This is a genomic window from Betaproteobacteria bacterium (assembly GCA_016720925.1).
In the GTDB taxonomy this organism is placed as follows: Bacteria; Pseudomonadota; Gammaproteobacteria; order Burkholderiales; family Usitatibacteraceae; genus UKL13-2.
Genome location: JADKJR010000003.1, coordinates 273,468 through 299,219, shown reverse-complemented (window position 1 = coordinate 299,219; position 25,752 = coordinate 273,468). Strand labels below are relative to the sequence as shown.

Genomic DNA, 25,752 nt, shown 5'->3' with positions numbered 1-25,752 from the left:
CCACAACACGCGATTGGTTTGGCGAACGGCATGAGATGGCGTCGTATAGCGTCGTATGGCTATCATTGTTGCGGTGTCGTCTGAAATCGTCTACGGCGCTGCGCAACAGCGCTTTCGGCCGGCGCCGCTGAAGGTGTGGCAACCTGCGCTGTTCCATTTGGCAGAACAAACCCAGGTAGTTGCGATGAACCTGATGCGGGCACAACTGGGTTCGGCACGGGCCTCGGAGCGGGTTGTGCGGTTTCGGCCATTACGGTGGCAACCGCCGGCTGTGCGCCTCCGGGCGTGGGCGTCACCACGCTGGGCGGCGCATGTGCCGCAGCCATCGGAGCCGGCGGTGGAGATGCCGCCGTTCGCAGGGTCAACTCTTCCGTTTCTTCCCCCTGTTTCAATACCACTCGGTTTGCCTCGACGGCCTCGAGAACCATGCCGTTGATTTCCTTTCCTTTCGTGACTCGCACTGTCTTGCCGGTAGCGGTCTCACGCAGAAAGGCGACCGTGAGATCATTGCTAACTGAAGTACCACTAAGCTTGAACTGGCCTTTCTTCATCACGGGAACATTTGCCGCCAAATTAGCGGCAGCAGGTCGACGCGTCGGCGTAAACAGCGGGCGCTCAGCCGTTTCCCTGAAAGCGCTGTCCAGTGCCAGCATCGTAAAGCCCGGCAAGGTGGCGACAATATCCGGTGCGCGCGCCGCATCACTTGCAGTGGGCAGCGGCGACCGCAGCGCTTGTCCCCAGTCTGTTTCGTAGCCGATCGCAGACATACACCCAACGGCTGCCACACCAAGCATGGCGGTCAGGCCGTAACGTTGCCAAAATACCGGAATCGCGGGGCTCATCATTTTCCAACGCCCGCGGGCCGAGCAGAGATCGCGGCGGCGGCCGAGCCATCGGCACCGATATAGGCGACGCCGGAAACATCCATTTGCACAAACAGTTCGGGCTCAGCCGTGCCGGCCGGTGGCCGGTAGCCAAAGGGAACTTGCGAACGAATCACCAGAGTATCGTTGAACAGGTAGGGTTCCCTCGCTTCCAGGGCATGCAACATGCGCCGCAAATTGACGTTGCTGATATTCAATTGAAAATTGGCATTGGCGAAGCGATAGGTGCCGTCATCCTTGTGAGGATTGGCGCTGGCTGAAATAAGTCTGCCGCCGTTTGCTTCGACTACCTGCCGCACCTGATCCTGCAACTCCGCGGATGCCAAGGCGCTGGTGGTCCCCTTCAGGAAGTACTTGCGAACATCTTTCGCGCGAAGGGCCTCCAGCGCGCGGGTGACTTGCGGGCGCATGGCATTGAATGCGGACTGGCTTTTCCACTGACGAGTCATCCGCGAAAGATTTTGATCATAGTGCCGATTAAGCATTGCCACAGGGACCGCAATGGCGGCTACCAGCATCGCAACAATCAAAACAAGCAGCGCGACAGCAAGAATCCTGCGGTCACGTGGATTGTGCGGAAGCCAGGACTGACCCGTCACTTTCGTCATGGCAGTTTCCGGTTGGTCGGCGCCGGCATCGCCGCTGGCTCGGCTGGCGGCGACTGTCTGGCAGGCGCGGCGGGCACTGTTGCAGCGGACGCTTCAACCTTTGCCGGGCCCGTAATGGACGGCGCCGCCCCCGTGGCCGCTTTCGCAGCGGGTTCGGTCGCTGTAGCTGGAGAAGCAGCAACCGGAGGTACCGCAACAACGGCCGGCGGCGCAATTATTGGTTCCAAAGTTTTTTCCGTAAGTAATTCCGCGGCCGGCAATGGCTTCGGCTTCAACTCCGTGGCGATATGAAACCATTCATTGGTGCCGACGCTACCTCGCCGGGTTATTGAGCGTTGCGACGCATTCTGAAACAAAGGAGACTGTTCCAGAGCTTCGATAACCTTGGATGACGCCAGTGCCTCGCCAATCAACGTCACTTCCCTCGTTTTCCCGCTGGATTTCAAATCCATGCTTTGCGCAACCGTCGTATCTGGAGAGATCTTGGTCAGTTCTTCCAATATGACCAGCGAGGGGTGCATGCCCTGCTTCTTGCCGGTGATGTAGTTATATTCATTGGCCAATTTTGTGTATTCGTCATGCACGCGCTGGTTGATTTCGTATTCGGTGCTCGCTTTGGTAACCAGCGGATTGAGGGCGATGACGGCTTCGCGTTTCTGCCAAATCGGCAATAGCAGGGCAACCAGCCCAAGCAACAGCGCAACCGCGAGCAATGCGAGATTCAGCCTGAGCAGATTTCCCCATTTCCTCGCCGGTTTATCGGCAACCGGCAATAATTCAATCGCCTGCCCAGTGGATTCCGCGGTGACCACCGTAATGCCATCCACAGACAAGCCGGCCTGTCTCAACATCACCAGCAGCGGATCAACCGTGGTACGAGCGGCAACGGCGAGAAGGACATCAATGGTTTCGCGCTGAGGGTCACGCTTTTGCAGTTTAACGTCGTAATAGGCCTGACTCGACACAAAGGGCGTATGCCGGTCTAGCTCAAAGCCCATCACTTCGCGAAGATTCTCTTCTATCGCAGCGGGCAAGGTAATGGTTTTCTGCAGCACCTGATCAGGCCCGAGCAACACACGTACCTGATCGTGGCCTTTTGCACGCAACTCGCGTAACAGCGGGTGCGTGGTCACCTCGGCAGCGGGGATTTTTGTGGCGACGGTCGGCTTTCCGGCTTCTATTCGGACCTGAGAGATGCCGGCCACATCCACCATCACATCCGTCACCGCCACATCGCCAACCACCCAGCTCATGAGCCGCGGGGGAACGAGCGCGCGCAGCTCGCCCGTCCACCAGTGCCAGAAAGTATTCAGGCGCGACGGATTCGGCGGTGCATTGCTGATCGCTGCGATGTTGCTGGTCGCTGTCATGGAATCGTTCATGTTGAATATGCCGCGGGAAATCCTAACTTACTCCACCATTGCCCGATATTGCGTTTGCAATCGGTGGCGTTGATGGGTTGACCGGGGAACCCTCCTGCCAGCGCAGGAAGGTATAGGAACGCTTGGGAAAGGGCAAGCGCAGAACTACTGCTTCCCTTATGAAGGAACTGCCATCCTCACTGGTTGCTTCGACACGCACTTGCATCAATCCGTTCCCGAAGCTCGGATATAGCGCTGCCGGCGAGAACACCGGGATAGGCTGTTTATTGGCACGCGCCAGCTCACGCAGCTTCAGGTACTCGTCAATCTGCGCCTCGGTCGCGCCGGGTATCGCACGCAGTACTTCGCGCGAGGCGATTTGCGAATTGATTCCACCGTGCCGGGAATAAATAGTGATCAATGGCGCCAACCGTTGATACAGCGCCGGCGTCATGCCCATCACAAGACGTAATTCCTCGATCGATTGAAACGTTGCGTTGGCGGGCTTATATGACAGTCCTGCCGCGGCATATTCGGCCTCTTCCGCACCGTGCAGGCGCTTGACGTTGTCGGCATCGCGCCAATCCAGTATCGCGTCCATCAATGCGATGGCTTCTTCTTCGGTGGCGCCCTGGGAACGAAACAACCCACGCATCAGCGCCTCGTTGCCAACATTGATGTCAATTTTACCAGACTCGTCCACGATGCTTACTTGCATGGACTGCCCGTTAAAGCTCCAGGCCTGCGGAACGCCGAAGGTGTTCCATCGATCCGGTATCTGCGGTGGCTTGAATATTTCCAGAATGGCCCGCTGCACGCCAGCATTGGCCGCGGCCTCCAACTTCGCTCGCGTAACGGAGTTGCCGACGATATTGATCTCCGTGCGCATGGCATGAATGAACGAAGAAGAAATCAGCATCAGCAATAAGTCAGGATCCACAGCACGATAATCAGCGCGATTCCGCGCTGGCATCGCCGACCATGAGAATTGCCTGCGTCAATCATGTGCATCGTCACGCCCTGCGCGCCGGGCATTGGCGCTGGAAAGCGTTCTCGTAGCAGCCCGCCTCTTCACCAAGCTTCAGCGCCACAACCAACTCGGGAACGTCGCGCCCCAGGTCGGTCTTGATGGAAATCTTGACCAGCAACGGCATCCGCAATGGCTGCTTCCATTCGTCCACCCACTTCGGATCAGACGTATCATTTTCCGCTCCGAAATAGGCAATTTCAATTTCCTTCACACCGGCAATCAGGCGTGTGGGCTTGGCATTGCCGAGACCATCCCAGTCCTTGGCCTGCAAATCAAACACCTCGCGCTTCAGAAACAGCGATTGACGGCGCCGGCCATCCACACCCTCCTCAGGATCGTCCGCCAGGTATAAGTGCCCCCATTGCAAGCCGCCCTCTTTCACGGCGGCACCCAAATTGAGCGCGGTCACAAATTTGAGCTCTTTCTTTGCACCCTCGAAGGCAATCCTTGATTCCGGAATGCCGCGCCAGCGAATAGGAAATACTTGTCCCAGTTCACGCCGCAGAAAACTTTGCACGATACGCTGATGGCTCGCTTCACTGGCGCGCTGGTCGCCGGTATCCCAGGCGCGAAGGCCGATGTTCAGCGCCGAATAAATCAGGATCAACAACACGCCCAGCAGGGTCAGCCCCACAAGCATTTCGAGTAGCGTAAAGCCCAAGGTCGTGTTGCGCGTTCGGACACCGGCAATCATGTCGGTCCTCCCGCACGCGGCCCAAGTTGCAGCGTGGACAATGTCACAACCCGCTCTTTTCTCGGTCGTCGGTCGCGAACGTCACTTTCGCTTCAATTTCGTAGAGCTGCGCGAAATACTGCTTCTCGAAGTCAACTGACATCTGATCGCGCGGCGCGGTATCGAGATAGGGTTTGATCGTCACCTGCCAGGCGAAATCATCATTGAATTTTCCGCTGGTGGTGCCCTCCTTGATCGTTTCCTCTAATCCGATGGCAGCAAGCCGGGATTCCGCATACATGGTCGCTTTCGCGTAGTGGTCCGCGATGGAGGCACCATTGACGCCGCGCGAAAATATCTGCATAAGCACGCCCAGCGCCACCGCGAACAAAGTGAACGCAACGAGCACCTCTATGAGGGAAAAGCCGCGCGTATATTGATTGCCGGGACGCGTGCTGAGACGGCGCCCAATCGGCATACCGGCTGGAGACGCCCTATTCATGCGCTTCTCCGAGGCAATGCCGTGGAGAACGCCTATCCACGAGCTTCTCCAGCGGGTGCATCTTTGATGGAGACACGCCCGGTGAGCCAATCCACATCCACCTCAAAGGACCGGCCCCCGGCACTGACGGTCACGCGGCCACCATTGGATGAACCGTCGGGATAGAAACGAATCGTGCCGACTTTGTCGGTGATCAGGTCCGCCTGCGAGGTATACAGCTTCACATCGATCTTTTCGTGCAGCTTGTGGACTTTCGAATCGTTCTGCACCGTGAATTCGCGACTGTCCAGATCCAGTGTCATGACGGCTTCGCGCCGCGTGTTGATCGCAGCATCGCGCGTCAGGCGTAACCCGGTCGCCACCGCGCGCACGTTCGATCGCAACTCCGCGCCGGAGACGCCTGAGAACACCATCTTTGGGAGCAACGTGTACGACAGCCCGATGATGACGATCACCACCACCAATTCGAGCAGGGAGTAACCCCGCTGACTTGGCGGCAATCGTCGCGAAAATGGTGCGTGAGAACACATGGGTGGTCACCGGGAAAGTATCACTCCCAGGATTTGATGTCCTTGTTCGCCGGGCCTTCGCCGCCTTCTTGGCCATCCGAGCCGAGTGAAACAATCTCATAGGGCCGGTTGTCGGACCCCGGCGAGCGATAGATAAGATCGTTCTTCCACGGATCTTTCAACTCGTCCATATTCCTCACATAAGGACCGTTCCAGCCGGTGACACCGGATGGCGCCGTCAGCAGCGCCTTCAATCCGTCATTGGTGGTTGGGTATTTGCCGGTATCGAGCTTGTATAGGTCCAGCGCGCCGCTCATTGCCGTGATTTTGCTCTTGGCGATCCGCCCCTGTGCCTGGTCTTGCTTGCCGAAGATACTGGTCGCGGCCCAGCCGACGATGAGCCCGATGATGGTGATGACCACGATGATTTCGATCAGCGAGAAACCTTGCATGCGGGCCTGTGCGCGCCCGGCTTGAATTCCTGAATTCATATAAATCTCCAGCGGGAAAAATAAAATTTAGAGCGGAATATCCATCAGGTCGAACATCGCCACCAGAATCGACATGATGATGCCGCCAATCAGCAGCGCCAGTCCGACAATCATTACCGGCTCGATCAATGCCAGCGCGCGCTTGATCGCGGCGGCCACTTCGCGGTCATACACTTCCGCAACCTGCACCAGCATTTCATCGAGCTTGCCGGTCTCTTCGCCGACACCGATCATTTGGACCGCCAGCTTGGGGAAGACGTTCGCTTCCATCATCGGCTTGGCCATGCCGCGTCCTTCCTTGAGATCGCGCGCGACCACATCGACCGCATCGCGAAAGACCGCATTCCCCAGCGTATCCTTGAGGATCGACAGGCCCGCCAGCAACGGCACGCCGTTTTGCAGCAACGTGCCCAGCGAACGCGAGAACCTTGCCATCTCCACCTTGCCGAGCAAGTTGCCAAGAATTGGCCAGTGCAGAAACCGGGCATCCCAACGCGCACGTGTCGCCGGATTCGCGAACGAGCGGCTGAACAGCCAGATGGCCAGCACCACGCCCGCAAGAATGATCGGCCAGTTCTTGCGCAGGAAAATGCCAGTGGTCAATACCACGTCAGTCGCAAACGGCAGTGCCTTGCCCGACTGATCGAAAATCTGCTTGAACTGCGGAACGACGAAGATCACCAGGATCATTACCGAGGCCACCGCCACCACCAACAGGATGGCGGGGTAAATCAGCGCGGACACCACGCTTTCCTTCAATTCGGCCGAGCGTTCCATGTAGTCAGCCAGCCGCTGCATCACATTGCCAAGCGACCCGCCCGCTTCGCCGGCTTTCACCATATTGATATAGAAGCGCGAGAATACGTCGCGATGCTTGTCGAGCGCCTTGGATAAAGACGTGCCACCGCGAACCTCATTGCGAATTGTCACCAATAGCTCGGAAACGCTCTTCTTCTCGGCGAGGCCAATGAGGATTTCCAGGCCACGATCCAGCGGCAGTCCGGCACGCAGTAGCGTTGCCAATTCGCGTGTGAACGATCCCAGGTCGGTCTGACTGACTTTGCCGCGTCCGCCAAAAACAGATTTCCGGGGTGCCGTGCTGCCAGCACTGGCAGACACGCCGCTCGCCGCGGCCACGCCATCGGCAGTGACTTCCGCCGCACGGATGGGAATCAACCCCAGCGATTGAAGGTGCGCGATCACGCCCGCATGCGTCGCACCTTCGAGGACGCCTTCCTTGACTTCACCGGAAGACGAGACCGCCTTGTACTGGAACATCGGCATGGGCTATTCCGCGCTAGTCTTCACGCGTCACGCGCAGAATTTCTTCGATCGTCGTCACCCCGTTGACCGCCTGCTTGAGGCCATTCTCGTACATGGTCTCCATGCCCTCGGCGATGGCGGCGCTGCGCAATTCGGTCGACGTCGCATGACGCATGATGAGGCTGCGCAGCGTGTCGGTCATCGGCAGCACTTCCATGATCGACTGTCGGCCGAAGTAGCCGGTGTGTGCGCAGTGTTCGCAGCCTTTGGCGTGATATAGGGTTAGCTGTGGCGGACTGGCTGACGCGGTCTTGCGAACAAACCGCATCAAGTCCAGTTGCTGCACCACTTCATCGACCGGGTGATAGGCCTCCTTGCAATGCGGACATAGCGTGCGAACCAGCCGCTGCGCCTGTATGCCGACAATCGTGGAAGTCAAAAGATAATCTTCCAGGTTGATGGTCGCGGCGGCGTCGTTGGTGTGGATGGTGGAAAGCACCATGTGTCCGGTAAGTGCCGACTGCACGGCGATCTGCGCGGTTTCCAGATCGCGGATTTCACCGATCATGATCACGTCCGGATCCTGTCGCACGATTGAGCGCAATGCATTCGCAAAAGTGAGATCGATCTGCGGTTTGACCTGGATCTGGTTGATACCCGCCATCTGGTATTCGACCGGATCTTCCACGGTCAAAATCTTGACGTCGGGCTTGTTCAGGCGATCCAGCGCGGTGTACAAAGTCGTGGTCTTGCCGCTGCCGGTCGGGCCGGTCACCAGCAGAATGCCGTGCGGCAGGTCGAGGATCGAGAGGAAAACCTTCAGGTTGTCGTCATCGAATCCGAGCGAATGAAAATCGAGCGCCACGCCACCTTTGTCGAGGATACGCATCACCACACTTTCGCCGTGCATGGTCGGCACGGTGGACACACGCAAATCGATTTCCTTGCCCTGTACACGCAATTTGATACGGCCGTCCTGCGGCAACCGGCGTTCGGCGATGTCGAGCGTCGCCATGATCTTGATGCGCGAGATGACCGCCGCGGACAAGCGGCGCGGCGGTGATTCGGTTTCATGCAACACGCCGTCGATGCGGTAGCGGACAATCAGCCGGTTCTCGAACGGTTCGATATGAATATCGGAGGCTCGCCGCTCCAGTGCGTGGTTGATGATCAGGTTGACTAGTCGGATGACGGGCGCTTCCGACGCGAGATCCTTGAGTTGTTCGATGTCGCCAAAGTCCTGCTCGTCGTCACGGGTGGCAATGTTATCGACGATCTGCCCCATCGACGATTTGCCGCTGCCGTAGAGCTTCTCGTATACCGCATCAAAATCGGTTGACGACAAGAGCTTGGGGACAATGTGTTTCTGCGTGGCGGCGGCAAGTGCGCGCAACGTGAACTGGTCGGCCGGGTCGGTCATCGCCAGTACCACCTCGCTCTCGGACTCTGTCACCGGTATCGCTCGCGCTTCCTGCAGGAAGCGCGACGAAACCGTTTCTTCCAAAATCGGCAGCTCAGGAAACTCACTTGATTCGACGATCTTCCAGCCGCGCTGGAACGCGAGCGCCTCGGCGACATCGCGCCCAGAATTCATACCCATTCGCGTGAGGATGGAGCCCAGCTTTTCGTGCGACTCGCCAGCGTTGCCTGCGGACTCCTGCACTTTCAGCGCCCGATCCAGATTGGCGGCGTCAAGTTTGCCGTGGGCGATCAGAATTTCGCCGAGCTTTTGGACCGTGCTTTCAACGGTGTTGGCGCCCGCATGCTCAGCCGGGTTTTCAACGAGGGTTTCGACGGGTGTAAGCAAAACAATGCCTTTGATTATTAAGCCAAAAAGCCAAGACGCAGAGTATAGCAGTGGCGTTGTTGGCGGCGGTGCGCGATCGCGGTATCCAAACAGAGGATTCTGCAACGAATCCTAGGGACAGCGATACCGCCAAATGAGTTCGGCACCATTTACGTTGTGTATAGAAAACGATACCGTCGGGATCATTTCGCAACTACGCAGAATCGAGATAACCGCTCGCATCCAGAAGAAACCCTAGCACTGGCGCGGCTAACCAGGTGAAAACGCGAGTTAAACAACGAGTCCCGACACTTTTCTGGTGAATTTAGGGGGTGAGGAGTGAAGCCGCGGTACCCTTTTGTTTCTGAGACGAAAGGAGACCGAAATGAGTGGCACACACCTCACCTTGGAGGAAAGATACCTGATTCACAGCGCGATGTTGGGAGGAATGAGTCCGACGCGGATTGCGCGTCAGTTGAAGCGTGACCGTTCAATGATTTACGACGAGCTCAAGCGCGGTCGGGACGGTCGGGGTCAATATTGCCCGCATGTTGCCGAGGTCAACCGTGCCGCCGCTGCTGCGCGCAGCGCGGCGAATAGCGTGAGGAAGCCGGACGAGGTATGGCGGCAGGTTGGGGAGCGGCTAAGGGAAGGCTGGTCGCCGGAGCAGGTCAGCGGCCGGCTGGGGTGCATCGCACATGAAGTGCGTATCAGCATTCCGGCGATCTACGCGGCGGCGGACCGCAACGGCTGGCGGCAGTTTCTGCACCACACCAAGGCGCGGGCACAAATGAAGCGTCCCGCGCGCCGCCGATGGCCTGGCAAGGCGCGGTCGATCGATGAACGGCCCGAGGATGCCAACCTGCGGATCGAACCCGGCCACTGGGAGGCTGACACCATGTCCGGCAAGCGGAAGGATAAGAAGCGCGTCCTGCACATGGTCGAGCGCAGGAGTCTGTACTGGGAATTGGTGCTTCTCCATGGGGGCGAAACCGTGCCAACGGTCAACAGGATCAAGCGTCGGCTTGAAAATAACGGCCTGCCCTTCGAAACCGTCGCCACCGACCGGGGCGCGGAGTTCACCGCCACCGGTGACATCCTGGGGGACAAGGCGCTCGTCTGCGCCGCCTACTCGCCCAACCAGCGCGGCACCAATGAAAACCAGATCGGCGTGCTGCGCATCGATCTTCCCAAAGGCGTCAGCATGGACAATCTGACACCAAGAAATCTAAGGCGTCTTCAAGAAAAGTACAACCATCGACCGCGCAAATGCCTGGGATTCCTCACCCCTTATGAGGTAGCATTCAACCGCCAACCGCGCGTCGGGACTCGTACTTGAATTGGCGAAAAAGGCTGCAACACCCCGTCAGTGCTAGGGTTTGATGTCTTTTCGCTCAGCGATACAACCCGCCAACTGCACGCGCCAATCGTCTGGTGTGATACCAGACGCCAACTGCAGCTTGGCCAGTGATAGCACCGAATACGCAGGGCGCTTGGCGGGTGTTGGGTAGTCGGCGGTCGAAATCGCGACAGCGCGAGTCGCGCGTCGCGGTTCATCGGATGTGCTTTCAAGTATGGCCGAGGCAAAGCCGTGCCAGGAAGTATGTCCCGCTGCGGTGAGATGATAAATGCCCGAGGGAATACTGATTCGTGCGGCTGTTGACGTCGCGGTCACGCATTGCGCGGTGGCTTCACTCACCGGGCGCACCCAAGTCGGCGTGCCGATCTGGTCGGCCACGACACGAAGTTCATCGCGCTCGTGTGCGAGACGCAACATGGTCAAAAAAAAATTCTGCCGGCGATTGCCGTAGAGCCAGCTCGTACGGAGTACCAGATGCGATTTCGCCACCGCAGTCACGGCTTGTTCGCCGGCCAACTTGGTGCGTCCATAGACACTTTGCGGGGCGGTCGCATCATCCTCTTGGTAAGGTATCGTTGCGTTACCATCGAAAACGTAGTCAGTCGAATAGTGAATCAAGGGCGCGCCCAGGCGGTTGGCTTCTTCGGCGAGGATACCCGGCGCATCACCATTGATAAGTCTCGCAAGTTCGGGCTCGCTCTCCGCTTTGTCAACGGCAGTATAGCCGCCAGCATTCAGGATCAGCGATGGACTGACTTCCCGGCAACGCGCGCGTATGGCATCCGGCATTGACAGGTCCAGGCCCACTCGATCAAATGCGAACACCTCGCCCAGTGGCGCAAAGGCACGCGCGAGTTCCCAGCCCAATTGTCCCTCGCGACCGGTAATGAGGATTCGGGGCCGACCGACGGAGACTGTCATCACGCAAATACGTCGGCGTCGGCAAGCCGCTTGCCGCCCAGGTCTGCCGGCTTGAGTTGCGGCGGGCCGACTTCATCAAGCGGCCACTGAATACCAAGCGCCGGGTCATTCCAGAGTAGACACCGGTCGTGTTGCGGCGCGTAGTAATCGGTCGTTTTATACAAAAACTCGGCGTTGTCAGACGTGACGAGAAATCCATGCGCGAAGCCTGCTGGCACCCAGAGCATGCGTTTGTTTTCAGCCGACAAACGCACAGAGACATGCTTGCCAAACGTGGGCGACAGCCGGCGCATGTCGACGGCCACATCGAAAACCTCGCCCCCCACCACCCTCACCAATTTGCCTTGTGGCTGCTGAATCTGATAATGCAATCCCCGCAGTACGCCCTTTGCCGACTTGGAGTGATTATCCTGAACAAAGCCGACGTTCACGCCGGTGGCATCCCGAAACGCGCGTTCGTTGTAACTTTCGAAAAAGAACCCGCGCGCGTCGCCATGGACTCGGGGCTCAATGATCTTCACGTCGGCGATGGCGGTATCGATAATGTTCATCAGCCCCCCTTAAAACACGCGCTCGGTGAGCATTTGCATCAGGTACTGGCCGTAGCCGTTCTTGAGCATTGGCTTGGCGAGGACTTCAATATCGGCGGTTGAAATCCAGCCGCGGCGATAGGCGATTTCTTCGGGGCAGGCGACCTTGAGGCCCTGACGGCGCTCGATAGTGGCGATGTACTGCGACGCCTCCAGCAGCGACTCGTGGGTGCCGGTGTCCAGCCAGGCCATGCCGCGGCCCATTACCTCGCAGGTCAGTGCTCCCTGCTGCAAATACAGGCGATTCAGATCGGTAATTTCAAGCTCCCCGCGTGCGGATGGCTTCAATGTGGCCGCCAGTTCACAGACTTGACTGTCGTAGAAATAGAGACCCGTCACGGCATAGCGCGATTTGGGACGCGCGGGCTTTTCTTCCAGTGAAATCACCTTGCCATCCGCGTCAAATTCCGCCACGCCGTAACGTTCGGGGTCATTGACTGGATACGCAAATACCGTCGCACCACTGGATTTATCGCGCGCTCGTTGCAGCGAGAGCGAGAGATCGTGTCCGTAGAAAATGTTGTCGCCAAGAATCAGCGCTGAGTCATCATCCGCCAGGAACTCCTTCCCGATGAGGAACGCCTGTGCCAATCCGTCTGGCGAAGGCTGGACGGCGTAGGAAAGCGACATGCCCCACCTCTTTCCGTCGCCCAGCAATTCCTGAAAATGCGGGGTATCGTGCGGCGTGGAAATGATGAGGATGTCTTGAATGCCCGCCAGCATCAAGGTTGACAGCGGGTAATAGACCATCGGCTTGTCGTAGATCGGCAACAACTGCTTGGATACCACCTGCGTGACCGGATAGAGACGCGTGCCGCTTCCACCCGCGAGAATTATTCCCTTTCGCTTCATGCGCTGACTTTCGTTCCATATTGTTGTTGCATCCACTGCCGGTAGTCGCCGCGGGTCACGGCTTGCGTCCAAGCTTGATTGGCGAGATACCATTGCACGGTCTTGCGTATGCCGCTGTCAAAGGTCTCTTTGGCGCGCCAGCCGAGTTCCCGCTCAAGTTTGCTTGCATCGATGGCGTAACGCCGGTCATGACCGGGACGGTCGGCGACGAAAGCAATTTGGGTTGCGTAACGCTGTCCGTCGGATCGGGGTGCCAATTCATCCAGCAACGTGCAAATGGTGTTCACCACCTCCAGGTTGGTGCGTTCATTGCGCCCGCCGACATTGTAGGTCTCGCCCGGGCGTCCATTTGCCAATACCTGTTCAATGGCAGCGCAATGGTCGGTCACGTAGAGCCAGTCACGCACGTTCTTGCCATCCCCATAGACAGGCAGCGTTTTCCCCGCCAAAGCATTCAGGATAATGAGCGGAATCAGCTTTTCCGGAAAATGATATGGGCCGTAATTGTTCGAGCAGTTCGTCGTCAACACCGGCAGGTGGTAGGTGTGGTGGTAAGCGCGCACCAGATGATCAGAAGCAGCTTTTGACGCCGAGTACGGACTGTTGGGCTCGTACTTGTGTTGCTCGGTGAAAGCCGCGTCCGCCATCCCGAGCGAACCGTAGACTTCGTCGGTCGAGACGTGCAAAAACCGGAACGATGCTTGTTCAATTTGAGGCAGCGTTTCCCAATAGCCGCGAACTTCTTCGAGCAGGTTGAACGTACAGACCACATTGGTCTGGATGAATTCGCCGGCACTGTGGATCGAACGGTCGACGTGACTTTCGGCGGCGAAATTGACGATGGCTTTTGGTCGTACTTCGCGCAATAGCGCATTCAACAACGCCCTGTCACCGATGTCGCCTTGGACAAATCGATAGCCGGGATCATCCGCCACGTCGGCCAGCGACATCAGATTGCCCGCGTAGGTTAGCTTATCGAGGTTCAATACCGGCCCGGCATCGTTGGCCAGCCAGGCGTGAATAAAGTTCGAACCGATGAAACCGGCACCGCCTGTAACGATAATCATGAAGTTTCCCGAATGCCCGAGTACTTTTCGACGCCGCGACAAATGTCTGCATCTGATGTCAGACGGCCATTTTAGCAGTGCCCCCGCACCTGGCCAGAGGCTGAATCGCCTCAGGACGCCTTGTTTCGAAGCTCTATCAGCTTGGCATACTTTGCGAAAGCCGCGAAACAGCCCACAGCCACATGGGCGAATCCCGGTCCGCCGTCAAGGAATCCCAGGCGCAGGAAGTAGAACTTGATGAAGCGCGCCAGCGGACTGAGGAACAATTTTAGATACCCGGCGCGCACGCCCTGCTGAAACAGCGCTTCCGCATGCAACGATGAATAGCGGTTCTGTTTTTGCAGGTAGGTGGTGACATCTTCGGCCGAGTCGTGCAAAAGATCACCTTGTAACTCGCCGACATCGGCCGTCGTGATCACCGCTTCGTGCACCGGGTCGTTACTCCAGCTCGCGTGCTGCCGGTGAAACAACCGCAACGACCAGTCAGGATAACCTTCACCGTGCGTGAGCCACTTGCCCAGGAAACGATTGCGTCGCGGCATACGAAACGCCTTGTGTGCCGCCGCCGTCGATGTCACCAGGGCGGCACGAATACTGGACTCGAGTTCGGGGGTGACGCGTTCGTCGACGTCCAGGCATAGCACCCAGTCGTGCTTCGCCTGCGTCACGGCAAACTGTTTTTGCTGGCCGAAGCCCAGCCATTCTTTTTCGATTACCCGCGCCCCCATCACATCCGCAATCGCGCGAGTCTCATCCTCTGAGCCCGAATCCACAACTAGTACTTCCTGGGCAAAACCGACGCTTTCCAGACACGCGCCAATCAGCGAAGCAGCGTTCTTGGCGATGATAACGACAGAAAGTGGTATTTTTTGTGCGGGCACGGTATCGGAAGATCAAAAAGTACGTCAGAAAGTCCATCAGGTCGGTTGTCGCGTTGAGACGAATTGTAATCGACCGCAGCGGCTCCGTTACAATCGGGCGATGCGTGTATTGCTGGTCAAGCTTTCGTCATTAGGCGACGTGATCCACAACCTGCCGGTTGTCAGCGATCTGGCCCGCGCACGTCCGGATGCCGAAATTGACTGGGCGGTTGAGTCACCCTATGCGGAAATTGTCGCCATGCATCCGGCAGTAAAGAACATACTGCCGATCCCAATGCGCGCACTCAAGAAGCATTGGTGGTCTGCCGCGGCATGGCGCGATTTTTTGGCCAGCCGCTCGTGTCTCACCGGACAGCGCTACGAGCAGATTCTGGATACGCAGGGCCTTATCAAAAGCGCCTGGGTGGCCCGCTGGGCGGACGGACCCGTCGCCGGCTACTCGGCAAGCTCGGTACGTGAGCCAATGGCGGCGCGCTTGTACGACCAACGCATTGGTATTCCCCGGGAACAACACGCAGTCACGCGCAATCGCATGCTGGCGAGCAGCGCGTTCGGCTATGCGCTTTCCGAGCCGGTCGATTACGGACTTTCCGCACCGGCAATGTCACCCGCGTGGTTGCCGGTGACGCCTTACGTGGTTTTCTTGCATGCCACCAGCCGCACCGACAAAATGTGGCCCGACCGCGCATGGGTTGAGCTTGGTACGCGCCTGCTGGCGCGCGGGTTCAGCATATTGTTGCCGTGGGGAAACGACCAAGAACGGCAAACCGGCCAGCGAATTGCCCAAGCGCTTCCGCACGCAATTGTGCCGCCGCGCATGACGCTGACTGAGGCCGCCGCCATGCTGGCGCATGCCACCATTGTGATCGGAGTGGACACAGGCCTCGCACATTTGGCCGTCGCGTTGGGGCGGCCAACGATTGGCATTTACATTTCCACCCAGCCGCGACTGACGGGATTACTTGGCGGCGATATGGCGATCAATCTCGGCGGAGGCAGCCAAAAGGCACCTTTGATGCCGGATGTCGACGCCGTCTGGCAGGCGCTACTGCCTTGCTTGAATTCGCCGGAGCAGAGATAAATCCATGCTGCGCCTCGTCTACTCTCTGCTGCTACTACTGTTGATACCCCTGATACTTCTGCGCTTGCTTGTGCGTGGTTTCCGGCAGCGCGGTTATTGGGAAAACATGGGCGAACGCTGGGGGCGATATAGTCAAGCGCCACGCCGCACCAGCCTCTGGATTCATGCGGTGTCAGTTGGCGAAATGCGTGCCGCACAGCCCTTGATCAATCGCCTGCGATTGACCTATCCCGGTCGCCCGATAGTCATCAGTTGCATGACCGTCACGGGTCGCGAAACCGCGCGCGAGCTATATGCCGATACCGTCGAGTGCATTTATCTGTCTTACGATTTCTTCCGCTTGCATCGGCGATTCATTGCTCACTTCAGGCCCTCGGTCTTGATGATCATGGAAACCGAAATCTGGCCGAACTTGCTGGCCGCATGTCACGCCGAAAATGTGCCTGCTGCCCTTGTAAACGGGCGCCTTAGCGAGAGATCCAGGCGTGGGTACGCGCGCTTTGCGCCGGTCCGTGCACTGATTCGCGACGCACTGCAGTCGCTCCGCGCGGTGGGGGCGCAATCAACTGCGGACGCCGAGCGTCTGGCGTCACTTGGCGCGACTAATCCGTTTGTCACCGGCAACATCAAATTTGACATGCCAGTCGATCCTTCGCTCGCTACGCGTGGTCGCCAGTGGCGCGATGGCCTTGACGAGAAAAAGCGCGTGCTGCTGGCGGCCAGCACCCGTGAAGGCGAAGAGAAGTTGCTGCTCGATGCTTACCGGAATGTTTTTTCTGTCGTGGAGCGCAAGCATCTCCTGCTGGTGCTGGTGCCACGTCATCCTCAGCGATTTGATGCGGTGTACAAGTTGATATTGCTGGCTGAGCTCAGTGCCGGGCGCCGAAGTCTGGTTGACCGCCTACCTGCCGATGTCGAGGTCTGGCTTGGTGACTCGATGGGTGAGATGGCCGCCTACATTGCCTTGTGCGATGTTGCGTTCATCGGCGGTAGCCTGCTGCCGTTGGGCGGGCAGAATCTCATTGAGGCCTGCGCACAAGGCAAGCCGGTCATCATGGGGCCATCCACCTTCAATTTTTCGGACGCTGCACGGCTGGCGAGCGAGGCGGGCGCAATGCGGCAGGCCAGCGACGCATATGCCGTCATGCGCGCGGCCAGGGAGTTGCTTCTGCACGAGGATATTTGCGAGACGGCATCGCAGGCCGCCTTTGCTTTTGCTGGCGCACACGCGGGCGCGACTGAAAAAACAATGGGGCTGATCGCCCCATTGTTGAATGCAAAGATCTGACAGGGACTACTTCGCCAACAGCCGATTTACTTCAGCCAAATCGTCTTCTTTTAGGCGGCCTGCCGCGGACTTCAGGCGCAATTGCGAAATAATAGTGTTGTACCGCGCCTGCTGAAGATCGCGCTGCGCCTGGAACAGTTGCTGCTGCGCGTTCAGGACATCCACATTGGTGCGCACGCCGACTTCCTTGCCCAGGACCGTGGCATCAAGCGACGATTTGTTTGACACCAGTGCGGCTTCCAGTGCCTTGACCTGCGACACGCCATTGGTGACGCCAAGATAGCTCTGACGAACGTTTTGTGCGACCACGCGCTTCGTGTTCTCCAGATCCTGTTCAGCCCGGTCCTTGTTGGACAGGGCCTGACGAATCCTCGACTGTGTGCCGCCTCCTTGATAGAGAGGAATATTGAGGGTCAACCCGATCACGCCGGTTTTGGTGTCAACCAAGGAGTTCAGTGAACCCGTCGCGGTCGTGAGTGGGGAATTACCGTTTGAGTAGCTGCCGGTCAAATCCACCGTCGGCCAATGTCCCATCTTGTTTCGGGAAACTTCCTTTGTGGCGATTTCATGGGCCAGACGCAGTTGGGCAATAACGGGGCTGGCTTCTTCGGCGGCTTTGACCCATTGCTCCATTTCGTTCGGTTGTGGCAGTGCCAACCCGGGGTTGTCTCGCAATGGCGCCAAAGTGGCGGGCATCTTGCCGATCAACTGCTGAAGAGCGCGCTTTTTGATTTCCAGATCATTCAAATCGGAGATTTCCTTGGCCACGCCCAGATCAAATTTCGCCTGCGCCTCGTAGGTGTCGGTGATGGTCGCGGTACCGACTTCGAAATTGCGTTTTGCCTGCGCGAGTTGCTCGCTGATCGCGGTTTTCTGTGCGCCGGAAAGAGAAACGTTGTCCTGCGCAAGCAGGGCGTCGAAATAGGCCTGCGCGGCTCGCACGATCAAATTTTGGCTGGCATCGGCAAACACGGCTTCGGATTGTTTGACCTGCAATCCGGCCTGGTCCACGGCGATCCAGTTCTGCATGCGAAACAGTGGCTGTGAGAGCGACAAAGTGTAGCTGTGTGCATTGTAATCCAGGTTGGGGAATCCTTCCGTTTCGCGGTGATTGCGGTTCATCCCCGCCGCAAGGCTGATGGATGGCAGCACGCCGGCGCGAGCCTGCGGCAATGCCTCTTTGCCGGATTCATAGGCATAGCGGGCAGAGGAGTAGACGGGATCCTGTGAGAGCGCGTCGCGGTAGACGTCGATCAGATCAGCGGCAAATAGTGGTGTGGTCGCAAAGAGTGCCGCGGAGAGTGTTACGCGGAATTTTGCCTGGCGCGTCATGGAAGGTATGATTTTCATTGTTGGCTTTCTGGGTGCCCTGGAATTCATTCGCCAAAGTTCGCAATGGCAAGAATGTGTTGGACGTTTTTGGAGTTGGCAACGGATTTCAGTAAACAGGCACGGCCGGGTCGATATTGCGTGCCCACGCGTCGATACCACCGTGCAGATTATGCAGGTTCGCGAAGCCTTGGCGCTGCAAGAATGCGATGACTTGCAGACTTCGCACCCCGTGATGACAAATTACGACCGTGGGATGCGACTTGTCGAGATCATCGACCCGCGTCGGGATCTCGCGCATGGGCAGATGCTGGCTGCCGTCGATCCTTGCCAAATGCCATTCCCAAGGCTCGCGGACATCGAGCAACAAGGGCCGTTCATTGGTATCGGCAGTCGTCAGCGCAGTCTTCAGCTCCTGAACGGTCATTTGTTGTAGGGGTATCCGGGCTAGAAATTGAAGCGCGATGGCTGCGCCGCGTTGATCAGCGGCGGTATCACGGTTTCGAATATTTCCACTGACGCAAACTGGTTCTCAACGGTTTTGGTGATCAGCGTGGCCTTCATTGCCGGTGCATCACCGACCACGGCGAAAAAACGCCCACCCACATTCAGCCTCTGAAGATACGCTTGAGGTACCGTCGGAACCGAGCCGGTCAGGACGATGACATCGAATCTGGCTTGCGCGTCGAGGAGCGTGTCCGGAGACTGCGCGGCGTCACCGATTTTGAGCACGACATTGGTGATATTTGCTGCATGGAGCCGGGTAGCCGCACTCTTGCTGAGATCTTCAAAATACTCGATGCTTGTGACGTGTTTGGCGCACTTGGCCAGCAAAGCGGTAAGGTATCCGCTGCCTGTGCCGATTTCCAACACGGTTTCACCCGATTTCGGCGCCACTTCCTGCAAGAGACGCGCCTCAATTTTGGGCGGCATCATGGCCTGATCATGGCCAAGCGGGATTTCCATGTCGGTGAACGCAATGGCGCGATAAGCCATTGGCACGAAATCTTCACGCTTGACGGTGAAGAGCAAATTGAGCACATCCTGATCCAGCACCTCCCACGGGCGAATCTGCTGCTCGACCATATTGAAACGCGCTTTCTCGAAATCCATGGATGTCATTTGAGGTGCCTGCCGGTTGTCGTGATGGTTGTTTTCGGTGCGATATCTTAACAAAACTGGGCCGACATTCGTGACGGTCTGCAAGGGCTAGGTTTTTTCGGCGGCCAGTGCATGCAGCAACATGTCGGTGTGAGCGTCGAGAAATGCGGTGGAATCCATTTGGTGCGTGCCGCACAAATCAAAGGAATTCCGCCACAGCATCAACATGATGACGGGCGCACACGCGACGATTGGCGCGTAGTCCAGCGCGACCTTGCGAAACTCACCCGATGCAATACCGCGCTGGATAGCGGCGGCGAAAAGCCCTGTACCGCGTACGACGACTTCGTCGTGATAGAAATTGGCCAAATCGGGAAAATTTCCCGCTTCCGACATCATCAACTTCGTGATGCCCGCCAGTTTTGTGGCCCCTATTTGCGTCCACCAACTATTGACCAGTTCGCGTATCAGGTCCGCGCTGCTTCCCTGGAAGTGCTCCATTTTTTCAGCAAATTCGGTAATGCGTGAGACATAACCTTCGCGGATGACCGCTTTGAAAAGATCTTCCTTGCTATCAAAATAGAGATACAGCGTGCCCTTGGATACGCCTGCGCGACGGGCCACATCGTCAAGTCGGGTCGCGGCAAATCCACGCTCGACAAACAGATCCAGTGCGGCGGCAGCGAGTTCGCCCGGCCTTGCATCTTTGCGGCGCTCCCAGCGCGGTTCAAGTATTTTTGCAGCGGATGACATGAAGTTTCATAACTGACCAATTGGTCATTAAGATACTCGCGCGCGCTAGCGTCGTCAAGTTTCTCTCGATGTGCGCCAGCGGAACAGTGGCCTTCAATACTCGTGGACTAGTCCAACGTCTGTCGGTAGCGCTTTAGCGCCACAGCGCCGGCTACGGCCATGAACACCGCAATCGGCCATAGTTCCGGCAGCACTTCAGCTAGCCCGTTACCTTTCAATAATATCCCGCGCACAATTCGCAAAAAATGGGTCAGCGGCAACGCCTCACCGATTACCTGTGCCCAGTCCGGCATCCCGCGAAACGGGAACATGAACCCGGACAAAAGCATCGAAGGCAGGAAGAAAAAGAAAGTCATCTGCATCGCCTGCAACTGGTTTCTCGCAACAGTGGAAAAGGTAAACCCAACCGCTAGGTTGGCAGCAATGAACACGACCAAGGCTACGCTCAACAGCACGAGGCTACCCACCATCGGCACGCCGAATAACAACTTGGCCGCCATCAGAATCAGGCTCACCTGCAGGTAGCCGACAATAATGAACGGCGCGATCTTGCCGACCATCACCTCAAGCGGCCGCACCGGTGTGGCCAGCAGGTTTTCCATGGTGCCGCGCTCCCGCTCACGCGTCATGGCCAATGCAGTCATCATGATCATGGTCATGGTGAGAATCACTCCCATCAGGCCGGGCACGATGTTATAGCGCGTGATTCCTTCCGGGTTGTAGCGGCGCTGAACGCGCAGGTCCACCGGCAACTCAGCGGTCTGCAAAGATTGCAGCGGTCCGGTCAATTCGCGGTTGAGCGACTGGCGCACAATCTGGGTTAGCGCCGCCAGCGCATTGCCGGTGGCCGAGGGATCAGTGGCATCAGCCGCCAATAGTAGTTGCGGATGTTCGCCGCGCTGCAGTTTCCGCGAGAAGTCGGGCGGGATGACCAGCGCGAATTGCACCTCGCCGCGCTTGAGCAAGTCCTCCGCTTCGGCTTCGCTCGCGACCCGATGGGTAAACTTGAAATATTGCGAGTTTTCGAGTCCGCCGACCAACGAGCGCGTGAAGGGACTCTCATCGGCGGCCACCAGCGCAGCCGGCAGGCCCTTGGGATCGGTATTAATGGCAAACCCGAACAACACCAACTGAAGAATCGGCACGCCAACGATCATGGCGAAGGTGAGCCGGTCGCGCTTCATTTGCACGAACTCCTTCATCAAGACCGCCATGAAACGTCGCCAGGAAAAGAACCCACTCACTGGAAATTATCCTGGCAGTACTCATCAGGCCGATGAATACGTCTTCGAGCCTGGCGCGATTTCCGTCCACACCAAACCGGGCCTGCGTGCGAAGTGGCGCCAGCGACTGTTTCAGCGTCGCCGCGTCACCGCCGCTGACATGCAGCGTGGTGCCAAAGGGCACCACCATGTCCACTCCGGGCAGGGGCCGCAATGCCCGCGCCAGCGCATACAAGCCCTTCTCCAGTCACCGCCCACGTGGAAAGGCCAGACTGCGCGACCACTTCGGCGGCGGTGCCCTTGGCGAGTAAGTTTTCCGTATGCGATATACGCGAGTTCGTGGCAACGCTCGGCTTCGTCCATGTAGTGCGTCGACACCAATACCGTCAACCCTTCGGCGGCAAGGTCATGGATCTGGTCCCAGAATTCGCGCCGCGCCTTCGGATCAACGCCGGCCGTGGGTTCATCCAACAGCAGCAATTTCGGCGTGTGCATGAGGCAGGCGGCGAGCGCCAGGCGCTGCTTCCATCCTCCAGACAGCGCGCCGGCCAATTGATCTTTACGCGCGGCAAGGCCAAGTCGATTGAGGGTTTTGTCCACTGCGCCTTTGCGATCTTTGACCCCATATACGCGGGCGATAAAGTCGAGGTTTTCGCGAATGCTCAGATCTTCGTAAAGCGAGAAACGCTGCGTCATGTATCCGACCTCGCGCTTGATTTTCAGCGCGTCGCGGCGAATGTCAAAACCCAGGCATTGCCCTTCACCGGCGTCCGGCGTGAGAAGGCCGCAAAGCATACGAATCGTGGTGGTCTTGCCACTTCCGTTCGGACCAAGAAAACCATAAATCTGCCCGCGCTCGACCTTGATGGAAAAATTGTCCACCACTGCGCGGTCGCCATAGCGCTTGGTCAAGCCCTTCACATCAATTACAGCGGGCCGTGTGTTCACAGCTTCACTTCAACCGGTTGTCCGGGGTGCAGCTTGACCGCGTCTTCAGCTTTTGGCCGCGCCTCGACCAGAAACACCAATGTCGCGCGATTTTCTTTGCTATAAATGAGCGGCGCGGTGTATTCCGCCTGCGGCGAAATAAAGCTAACCGACGCCGAAACCGGTGCGGCGCAGCCATCGCAGGTGACTTGTACGGCTTGCCCGACCTTGATGGTACTGAGCAGTTTTTCCGGAATGAAGAATCGCAGCTTGATATTTTCCGGCGGCAGCAGTGACACCACCGGCGCGCCGGCCTGTACCCATTCACCGCGCGTGTACAACGTGTCCACGACAGTGGCGGCCATCGGTGCGCGTTGCGACTTTTGTGAAAGTTTCCAGTCGGCCTGCACCAGAAATTCGCTCGCTGCCTTTACCTCTGCGGCAGCCGCAGCAAGTTCGGCGGGCCTGCCGGCGAGCTGTGCGACTTTGAGTTGTGAATTCAATTCCGCGACGCGCGCGCGGTCGCGTTCGAGGGCAGACCGCGCCTCATCGAGTTTTGTCGGAGACAGGAACTTGGCCGCGACCAGCGGCTCGGTGCGCGCGAGTTCAGATGCGGAAAGTTTCTGCGCGGCATCGGCCTGGGCAAGTTGGGCACGTACCGCCGCGATTTCATCCGGGCGCTTGCCGGTGCCGATATTGCTCATCAGCGCTTCCGCACGTTTGAGCCGCGCGGCCGCCTCGTCCCGTGCGGCGCGCTCGTTCTCCTGTTCCAACGCGAACAGCGGTGCGTTAGCCGCGACCTGATCGCCGCGCTTGACGTTCAGCACTGCGAGGCTGCCGGCGAAGGGCGCCGCCAGGCGGACATATTCGCCTTCGGCGTAGCCGGGATACACATCGGTGGTGCTTTTTTGACAGCCCAACAAGAGGACCGCAAAAACGCCCATGAAAAATACATGCTTCATTTGCTTGCTCCCTGATGGGATTGGGGATTCGCAGGAATATGGCAGCCCAATAACCGCGACGTTTGTCATTATGCGGCCATGGCAATGATTCTTGATGAACGCGGTTTGCGCGCCGTGGAGCGTTCGCGTATCGTATGCGGATCGCTAGGGGTTCCGTGTCGCCAACTGGCACACGGATGAGAGACACCCTCGAACCTGAACCGGCTGATACCGGCGTAGGAAAGCGAAGCAGATAGGCTTGATTTCTATCACTTCGCGCTTCCGCAATTGTTTATGGAGCGCAACATGAATGCTGTAGTTTCCACTTCCGTTTCCACATCCGCGAAATTCCTCGAGTCCACGGCTCATGTCGACGAAGCAGCGGTTCAACCCCTGCCCAATTCGCGCAAAATCTACGTTGAAGGCTCGCGCCCCGACATCCGCGTGCCAATGCGCGAAATCTCGCAAAGCGACACACCTACCGGTATGGGCGGGGAGAAGAATCCGCCAATCTTCGTCTACGACACGTCCGGTCCATATACCGATCCGAAGGTGAAGATCGACGTCCGCTCGGGCTTGTCCCCTTTGCGCGAAAGGTGGATCGTAGAACGCAACGACACCGAACAACTCACCAGCATCACTTCACAATACGGTCTTGCGCGCCTGCACGACCCGAAGCTTGCCGACATGCGCTTCAACCTGAAGCGCCATCCGCGACGCGCCAAGTCCGGCATGAACGTCTCGCAGATGCATTACGCACGCAAGGGCATCATCACGCCGGAAATGGAATTCATCGCCATCCGCGAAAACCAGCGGCGCGATGGACTGTCGGAGCTGCTCACCAAACAGCATCCCGGCGAATCTTTCGGTGCCTCGATTCCAAAATTGATGACGCCCGAATTCGTCCGCGACGAAATCGCCCGTGGCCGCGCGATCATTCCCGCCAATATCAATCATCCGGAATCGGAACCGATGATCATCGGCCGCAATTTTCTGGTGAAGATCAACGCCAATATCGGCAATTCGGCACTCTCCTCGTCCATTCACGAGGAAGTGGAAAAAATGACCTGGTCCACCCGCTGGGGAGGCGACACAGTGATGGACTTGAGCACTGGCAAGAACATCCACGAAACCCGCGAGTGGATCATCCGCAATTCGCCCGTGCCGATTGGCACGGTGCCGATCTACCAGGCGCTGGAGAAAGTCGATGGCAAGGCGGAGGAACTGACCTGGGAAATCTTCAAGGACACGTTGATCGAGCAGGCCGAGCAAGGCGTGGATTACTTCACCATCCATGCCGGCGTGCTGCTGCGCTACATCCCGATGACCGCAACGCGCATGACCGGCATCGTTTCTCGCGGCGGCTCGATCATGGCCAAGTGGTGCCTCGCGCATCACCAGGAATCGTTCCTCTACACACACTTTGAGGACATCTGCGAAATCATGAAAGCGTACGACGTGTCGTTCTCGCTGGGCGATGGATTGCGCCCCGGTTCCGGCTATGACGCAAACGATGAGGCGCAGATCGGTGAGCTGAAAACGCTGGGTGAACTCACGCAGGTGGCGTGGAAGCACGACGTGCAGACCATGATCGAAGGTCCCGGCCACGTGCCGATGCACCTCATCAAGGAGAATATGGACCTGCAATTGAAATATTGCCACGAAGCGCCCTTTTACACGCTCGGCCCGTTGACCACCGATATCGCGCCCGGCTACGACCACATCACGTCGGCCATCGGCGCGGCGATGATCGGTTGGTATGGCACCGCAATGCTTTGCTACGTGACACCCAAGGAACACCTCGGTCTGCCGGACAAGAGTGACGTGAAGGACGGCATCATGGCCTACAAGATCGCCGCCCACGCCGCCGATCTCGCCAAGGGTCATCCGGGCGCGCAGATCCGCGACAACGCACTCTCCAAAGCCCGCTTTGAATTTCGCTGGGATGATCAATTCAATCTCGGCCTCGATCCGGAAAAAGCCAAGGAATTCCACGATGAAACCTTGCCGCAGGAAGGCGCCAAGCTCGCGCATTTCTGCTCGATGTGCGGCCCGCATTTCTGTTCGATGAAGATTTCGCAAGACGTGCGCGATTTCGCGAAAGCCGAAGGACTGAGCGATGAAGCGGCGCTAAAGAAGGGGATGGAAGTAAAGGCGGTCGAGTTTGTAAAGAAGGGCGCGGAGATTTATCACAAGGCTTAGTAAACAGGCGCAACAAGCAGGAAAACCCCACCCGCGTGACAAGCCATAGTATTCGGCCGGCGCGCATCTCACGGCTGTATGATGCGGCGTTCGGGTTTGAACTCAATTCAAGACAATTCTTACGGCAAC

At 57.9% G+C, this 25,752-nt stretch carries 25 protein-coding genes, 1 pseudogene and 1 riboswitch; of the genes and pseudogenes, 4 read left to right on the top strand and 22 right to left on the bottom strand.

All coding sequences use genetic code 11. The annotated features are described in order from the left end of the window. Positions 1-62 precede the first annotated feature (62 nt). From IPP88_05500 to gspE, 10 genes are all read right to left on the bottom strand, one after another. A complete protein-coding gene (locus tag IPP88_05500; GenBank protein MBL0122194.1) occupies positions 63-842 on the bottom strand; it encodes a hypothetical protein in 780 nt (259 codons plus the stop codon). Then, on the bottom strand, positions 842-1,492 hold the full coding sequence (locus IPP88_05495) for a hypothetical protein (protein ID MBL0122193.1): 651 nt from the start codon (positions 1,490-1,492) through the stop codon (positions 842-844). Before IPP88_05495 ends, IPP88_05500 begins: the two co-directional genes overlap by 1 nt. Then, positions 1,489-2,874: a hypothetical protein gene (locus tag IPP88_05490; protein MBL0122192.1), complete on the bottom strand. Its 1,386-nt coding sequence runs from the start codon at positions 2,872-2,874 to the stop codon at positions 1,489-1,491. The genes IPP88_05495 and IPP88_05490 overlap by 4 nt, the downstream gene beginning before the upstream one ends. Positions 2,875-2,896: 22 nt before the next feature. Continuing rightward, the gene (locus IPP88_05485) at positions 2,897-3,772 is read right to left on the bottom strand and encodes a general secretion pathway protein GspK (GenBank protein MBL0122191.1); all 876 of its coding nucleotides are present in this window, start codon (positions 3,770-3,772) and stop codon (positions 2,897-2,899) included. 94 nt (positions 3,773-3,866) lie between these two features. Next, positions 3,867-4,577 (bottom strand): prepilin-type N-terminal cleavage/methylation domain-containing protein, encoded by a 711-nt coding sequence (locus tag IPP88_05480; protein ID MBL0122190.1) that lies wholly within the window; start codon positions 4,575-4,577, stop codon positions 3,867-3,869. A gap of 43 nt (positions 4,578-4,620) precedes the next feature. After that, entirely contained in the window at positions 4,621-5,058 is a 438-nt protein-coding gene (locus tag IPP88_05475; GenBank protein ID MBL0122189.1) for a prepilin-type N-terminal cleavage/methylation domain-containing protein, read from the bottom strand. A gap of 32 nt (positions 5,059-5,090) precedes the next feature. Further along, positions 5,091-5,588, bottom strand: a complete 498-nt coding sequence (locus tag IPP88_05470; GenBank protein MBL0122188.1) for a GspH/FimT family pseudopilin — start codon at positions 5,586-5,588, stop codon at positions 5,091-5,093. A 20-nt stretch (positions 5,589-5,608) separates the two neighbouring features. Beyond that, positions 5,609-6,058 (bottom strand): type II secretion system major pseudopilin GspG, encoded by a 450-nt coding sequence (gspG, locus tag IPP88_05465; GenBank protein MBL0122187.1) that lies wholly within the window; start codon positions 6,056-6,058, stop codon positions 5,609-5,611. Between the two features lie 27 nt (positions 6,059-6,085). Then, on the bottom strand, positions 6,086-7,342 hold the full coding sequence (locus IPP88_05460) for a type II secretion system F family protein (protein MBL0122186.1): 1,257 nt from the start codon (positions 7,340-7,342) through the stop codon (positions 6,086-6,088). Between the two features lie 13 nt (positions 7,343-7,355). Beyond that, positions 7,356-9,128 (bottom strand): type II secretion system ATPase GspE, encoded by a 1,773-nt coding sequence (gene gspE, locus IPP88_05455; GenBank protein ID MBL0122185.1) that lies wholly within the window; start codon positions 9,126-9,128, stop codon positions 7,356-7,358. Between the two features lie 472 nt (positions 9,129-9,600). Between gspE and IPP88_05450 the strand changes: the two genes are divergently transcribed. Continuing rightward, positions 9,601-10,446: an IS30 family transposase gene (locus IPP88_05450; GenBank protein ID MBL0122184.1), complete on the top strand. Its 846-nt coding sequence runs from the start codon at positions 9,601-9,603 to the stop codon at positions 10,444-10,446. Positions 10,447-10,479: 33 nt separating this feature from the next. On the opposite strand, the gene rfbD is transcribed toward IPP88_05450, so the two are convergent. The 5 genes from rfbD to IPP88_05425 form a co-directional block, all read right to left on the bottom strand. After that, on the bottom strand, positions 10,480-11,388 hold the full coding sequence (gene rfbD / locus IPP88_05445) for a dTDP-4-dehydrorhamnose reductase (protein MBL0122183.1): 909 nt from the start codon (positions 11,386-11,388) through the stop codon (positions 10,480-10,482). After that, positions 11,388-11,939, bottom strand: a complete 552-nt coding sequence (gene rfbC / locus IPP88_05440) for a dTDP-4-dehydrorhamnose 3,5-epimerase (protein ID MBL0122182.1) — start codon at positions 11,937-11,939, stop codon at positions 11,388-11,390. Before rfbC ends, rfbD begins: the two co-directional genes overlap by 1 nt. Before the next feature lie 9 nt (positions 11,940-11,948). After that, positions 11,949-12,830, bottom strand: a complete 882-nt coding sequence (rfbA, locus tag IPP88_05435) for a glucose-1-phosphate thymidylyltransferase RfbA (GenBank protein MBL0122181.1) — start codon at positions 12,828-12,830, stop codon at positions 11,949-11,951. Continuing rightward, a complete protein-coding gene (rfbB, locus tag IPP88_05430; GenBank protein ID MBL0122180.1) occupies positions 12,827-13,897 on the bottom strand; it encodes a dTDP-glucose 4,6-dehydratase in 1,071 nt (356 codons plus the stop codon). Before rfbB ends, rfbA begins: the two co-directional genes overlap by 4 nt. A 110-nt stretch (positions 13,898-14,007) precedes the next feature. Then, the gene (locus IPP88_05425; protein MBL0122179.1) at positions 14,008-14,778 is read right to left on the bottom strand and encodes a glycosyltransferase family 2 protein; all 771 of its coding nucleotides are present in this window, start codon (positions 14,776-14,778) and stop codon (positions 14,008-14,010) included. 100 nt (positions 14,779-14,878) lie between these two features. On the opposite strand from IPP88_05425, the gene waaC reads away from it, so the two are divergent. After that, on the top strand, positions 14,879-15,859 hold the full coding sequence (gene waaC / locus IPP88_05420) for a lipopolysaccharide heptosyltransferase I (protein MBL0122178.1): 981 nt from the start codon (positions 14,879-14,881) through the stop codon (positions 15,857-15,859). A gap of 4 nt (positions 15,860-15,863) precedes the next feature. Further along, positions 15,864-17,147, top strand: coding sequence for a 3-deoxy-D-manno-octulosonic acid transferase (locus IPP88_05415; protein MBL0122177.1), 1,284 nt, complete (start codon positions 15,864-15,866; stop codon positions 17,145-17,147). Positions 17,148-17,153: 6 nt separating this feature from the next. Here IPP88_05415 and IPP88_05410 read toward each other — a convergent pair whose 3' ends face one another. The 7 genes and pseudogenes from IPP88_05410 to IPP88_05380 all read right to left on the bottom strand — a co-directional run bounded on the left by IPP88_05410 (position 17,154) and on the right by IPP88_05380 (position 23,442). After that, entirely contained in the window at positions 17,154-18,479 is a 1,326-nt protein-coding gene (locus tag IPP88_05410; GenBank protein ID MBL0122176.1) for a TolC family outer membrane protein, read from the bottom strand. A gap of 106 nt (positions 18,480-18,585) precedes the next feature. Further along, positions 18,586-18,903: a sulfurtransferase gene (locus IPP88_05405; GenBank protein MBL0122175.1), complete on the bottom strand. Its 318-nt coding sequence runs from the start codon at positions 18,901-18,903 to the stop codon at positions 18,586-18,588. A 20-nt stretch (positions 18,904-18,923) separates the two neighbouring features. After that, positions 18,924-19,589, bottom strand: coding sequence for a protein-L-isoaspartate O-methyltransferase (locus IPP88_05400; protein MBL0122174.1), 666 nt, complete (start codon positions 19,587-19,589; stop codon positions 18,924-18,926). A 96-nt stretch (positions 19,590-19,685) separates the two neighbouring features. Beyond that, positions 19,686-20,330 carry a TetR/AcrR family transcriptional regulator gene (locus IPP88_05395; protein ID MBL0122173.1) on the bottom strand — a complete coding sequence of 215 codons (645 nt, stop codon included), beginning with the start codon at positions 20,328-20,330 and terminating at the stop codon, positions 19,686-19,688. Between the two features lie 107 nt (positions 20,331-20,437). Further along, entirely contained in the window at positions 20,438-21,544 is a 1,107-nt protein-coding gene (locus IPP88_05390) for an ABC transporter permease (GenBank protein MBL0122172.1), read from the bottom strand. Further along, positions 21,435-22,501, bottom strand: a pseudogene (locus IPP88_05385) (ABC transporter ATP-binding protein). Before IPP88_05385 ends, IPP88_05390 begins: the two are co-directional and overlap by 110 nt. Then, on the bottom strand, positions 22,498-23,442 hold the full coding sequence (locus tag IPP88_05380) for an HlyD family efflux transporter periplasmic adaptor subunit (GenBank protein ID MBL0122171.1): 945 nt from the start codon (positions 23,440-23,442) through the stop codon (positions 22,498-22,500). Before IPP88_05380 ends, IPP88_05385 begins: the two are co-directional and overlap by 4 nt. Positions 23,443-23,578: 136 nt before the next feature. Further along, positions 23,579-23,681, top strand: a riboswitch (TPP riboswitch). A 46-nt stretch (positions 23,682-23,727) separates the two neighbouring features. Between IPP88_05380 and thiC the strand changes: the two genes are divergently transcribed. Next, positions 23,728-25,623, top strand: coding sequence for a phosphomethylpyrimidine synthase ThiC (gene thiC, locus IPP88_05375; protein ID MBL0122170.1), 1,896 nt, complete (start codon positions 23,728-23,730; stop codon positions 25,621-25,623). The last annotated feature ends 129 nt before the right edge of the window (positions 25,624-25,752 follow it).

What these genes read in the sequence shown, in the direction of transcription:
- IPP88_05500 (MBL0122194.1), bottom strand. Translation starts at nt 842, where the DNA reads ATGAGCCCCGCGATTCCGGTATTTTGGCAACGTTACGGCCTGACCGCC.
- IPP88_05495 (MBL0122193.1), bottom strand. Translation starts at nt 1,492, where the DNA reads ATGACGAAAGTGACGGGTCAGTCCTGGCTTCCGCACAATCCACGTGAC.
- IPP88_05490 (MBL0122192.1), bottom strand. Translation starts at nt 2,874, where the DNA reads ATGAACGATTCCATGACAGCGACCAGCAACATCGCAGCGATCAGCAAT.
- IPP88_05485 (MBL0122191.1), bottom strand. Translation starts at nt 3,772, where the DNA reads ATGCTGATTTCTTCTTCGTTCATTCATGCCATGCGCACGGAGATCAAT.
- IPP88_05480 (MBL0122190.1), bottom strand. Translation starts at nt 4,577, where the DNA reads ATGATTGCCGGTGTCCGAACGCGCAACACGACCTTGGGCTTTACGCTA.
- IPP88_05475 (MBL0122189.1), bottom strand. Translation starts at nt 5,058, where the DNA reads ATGAATAGGGCGTCTCCAGCCGGTATGCCGATTGGGCGCCGTCTCAGC.
- IPP88_05470 (MBL0122188.1), bottom strand. Translation starts at nt 5,588, where the DNA reads ATGTGTTCTCACGCACCATTTTCGCGACGATTGCCGCCAAGTCAGCGG.
- gspG (MBL0122187.1), bottom strand. Translation starts at nt 6,058, where the DNA reads ATGAATTCAGGAATTCAAGCCGGGCGCGCACAGGCCCGCATGCAAGGT.
- IPP88_05460 (MBL0122186.1), bottom strand. Translation starts at nt 7,342, where the DNA reads ATGCCGATGTTCCAGTACAAGGCGGTCTCGTCTTCCGGTGAAGTCAAG.
- IPP88_05450 (MBL0122184.1), top strand. Translation starts at nt 9,601, where the DNA reads ATGATTTACGACGAGCTCAAGCGCGGTCGGGACGGTCGGGGTCAATAT.
- rfbD (MBL0122183.1), bottom strand. Translation starts at nt 11,388, where the DNA reads ATGACAGTCTCCGTCGGTCGGCCCCGAATCCTCATTACCGGTCGCGAG.
- rfbC (MBL0122182.1), bottom strand. Translation starts at nt 11,939, where the DNA reads ATGAACATTATCGATACCGCCATCGCCGACGTGAAGATCATTGAGCCC.
- rfbA (MBL0122181.1), bottom strand. Translation starts at nt 12,830, where the DNA reads ATGAAGCGAAAGGGAATAATTCTCGCGGGTGGAAGCGGCACGCGTCTC.
- rfbB (MBL0122180.1), bottom strand. Translation starts at nt 13,897, where the DNA reads ATGATTATCGTTACAGGCGGTGCCGGTTTCATCGGTTCGAACTTTATT.
- waaC (MBL0122178.1), top strand. Translation starts at nt 14,879, where the DNA reads ATGCGTGTATTGCTGGTCAAGCTTTCGTCATTAGGCGACGTGATCCAC.
- IPP88_05415 (MBL0122177.1), top strand. Translation starts at nt 15,864, where the DNA reads ATGCTGCGCCTCGTCTACTCTCTGCTGCTACTACTGTTGATACCCCTG.
- IPP88_05410 (MBL0122176.1), bottom strand. Translation starts at nt 18,479, where the DNA reads ATGACGCGCCAGGCAAAATTCCGCGTAACACTCTCCGCGGCACTCTTT.
- IPP88_05405 (MBL0122175.1), bottom strand. Translation starts at nt 18,903, where the DNA reads ATGACCGTTCAGGAGCTGAAGACTGCGCTGACGACTGCCGATACCAAT.
- IPP88_05400 (MBL0122174.1), bottom strand. Translation starts at nt 19,589, where the DNA reads ATGGATTTCGAGAAAGCGCGTTTCAATATGGTCGAGCAGCAGATTCGC.
- IPP88_05395 (MBL0122173.1), bottom strand. Translation starts at nt 20,330, where the DNA reads ATGTCATCCGCTGCAAAAATACTTGAACCGCGCTGGGAGCGCCGCAAA.
- IPP88_05390 (MBL0122172.1), bottom strand. Translation starts at nt 21,544, where the DNA reads ATGGCGGTCTTGATGAAGGAGTTCGTGCAAATGAAGCGCGACCGGCTC.
- IPP88_05380 (MBL0122171.1), bottom strand. Translation starts at nt 23,442, where the DNA reads ATGAAGCATGTATTTTTCATGGGCGTTTTTGCGGTCCTCTTGTTGGGC.
- thiC (MBL0122170.1), top strand. Translation starts at nt 23,728, where the DNA reads ATGAATGCTGTAGTTTCCACTTCCGTTTCCACATCCGCGAAATTCCTC.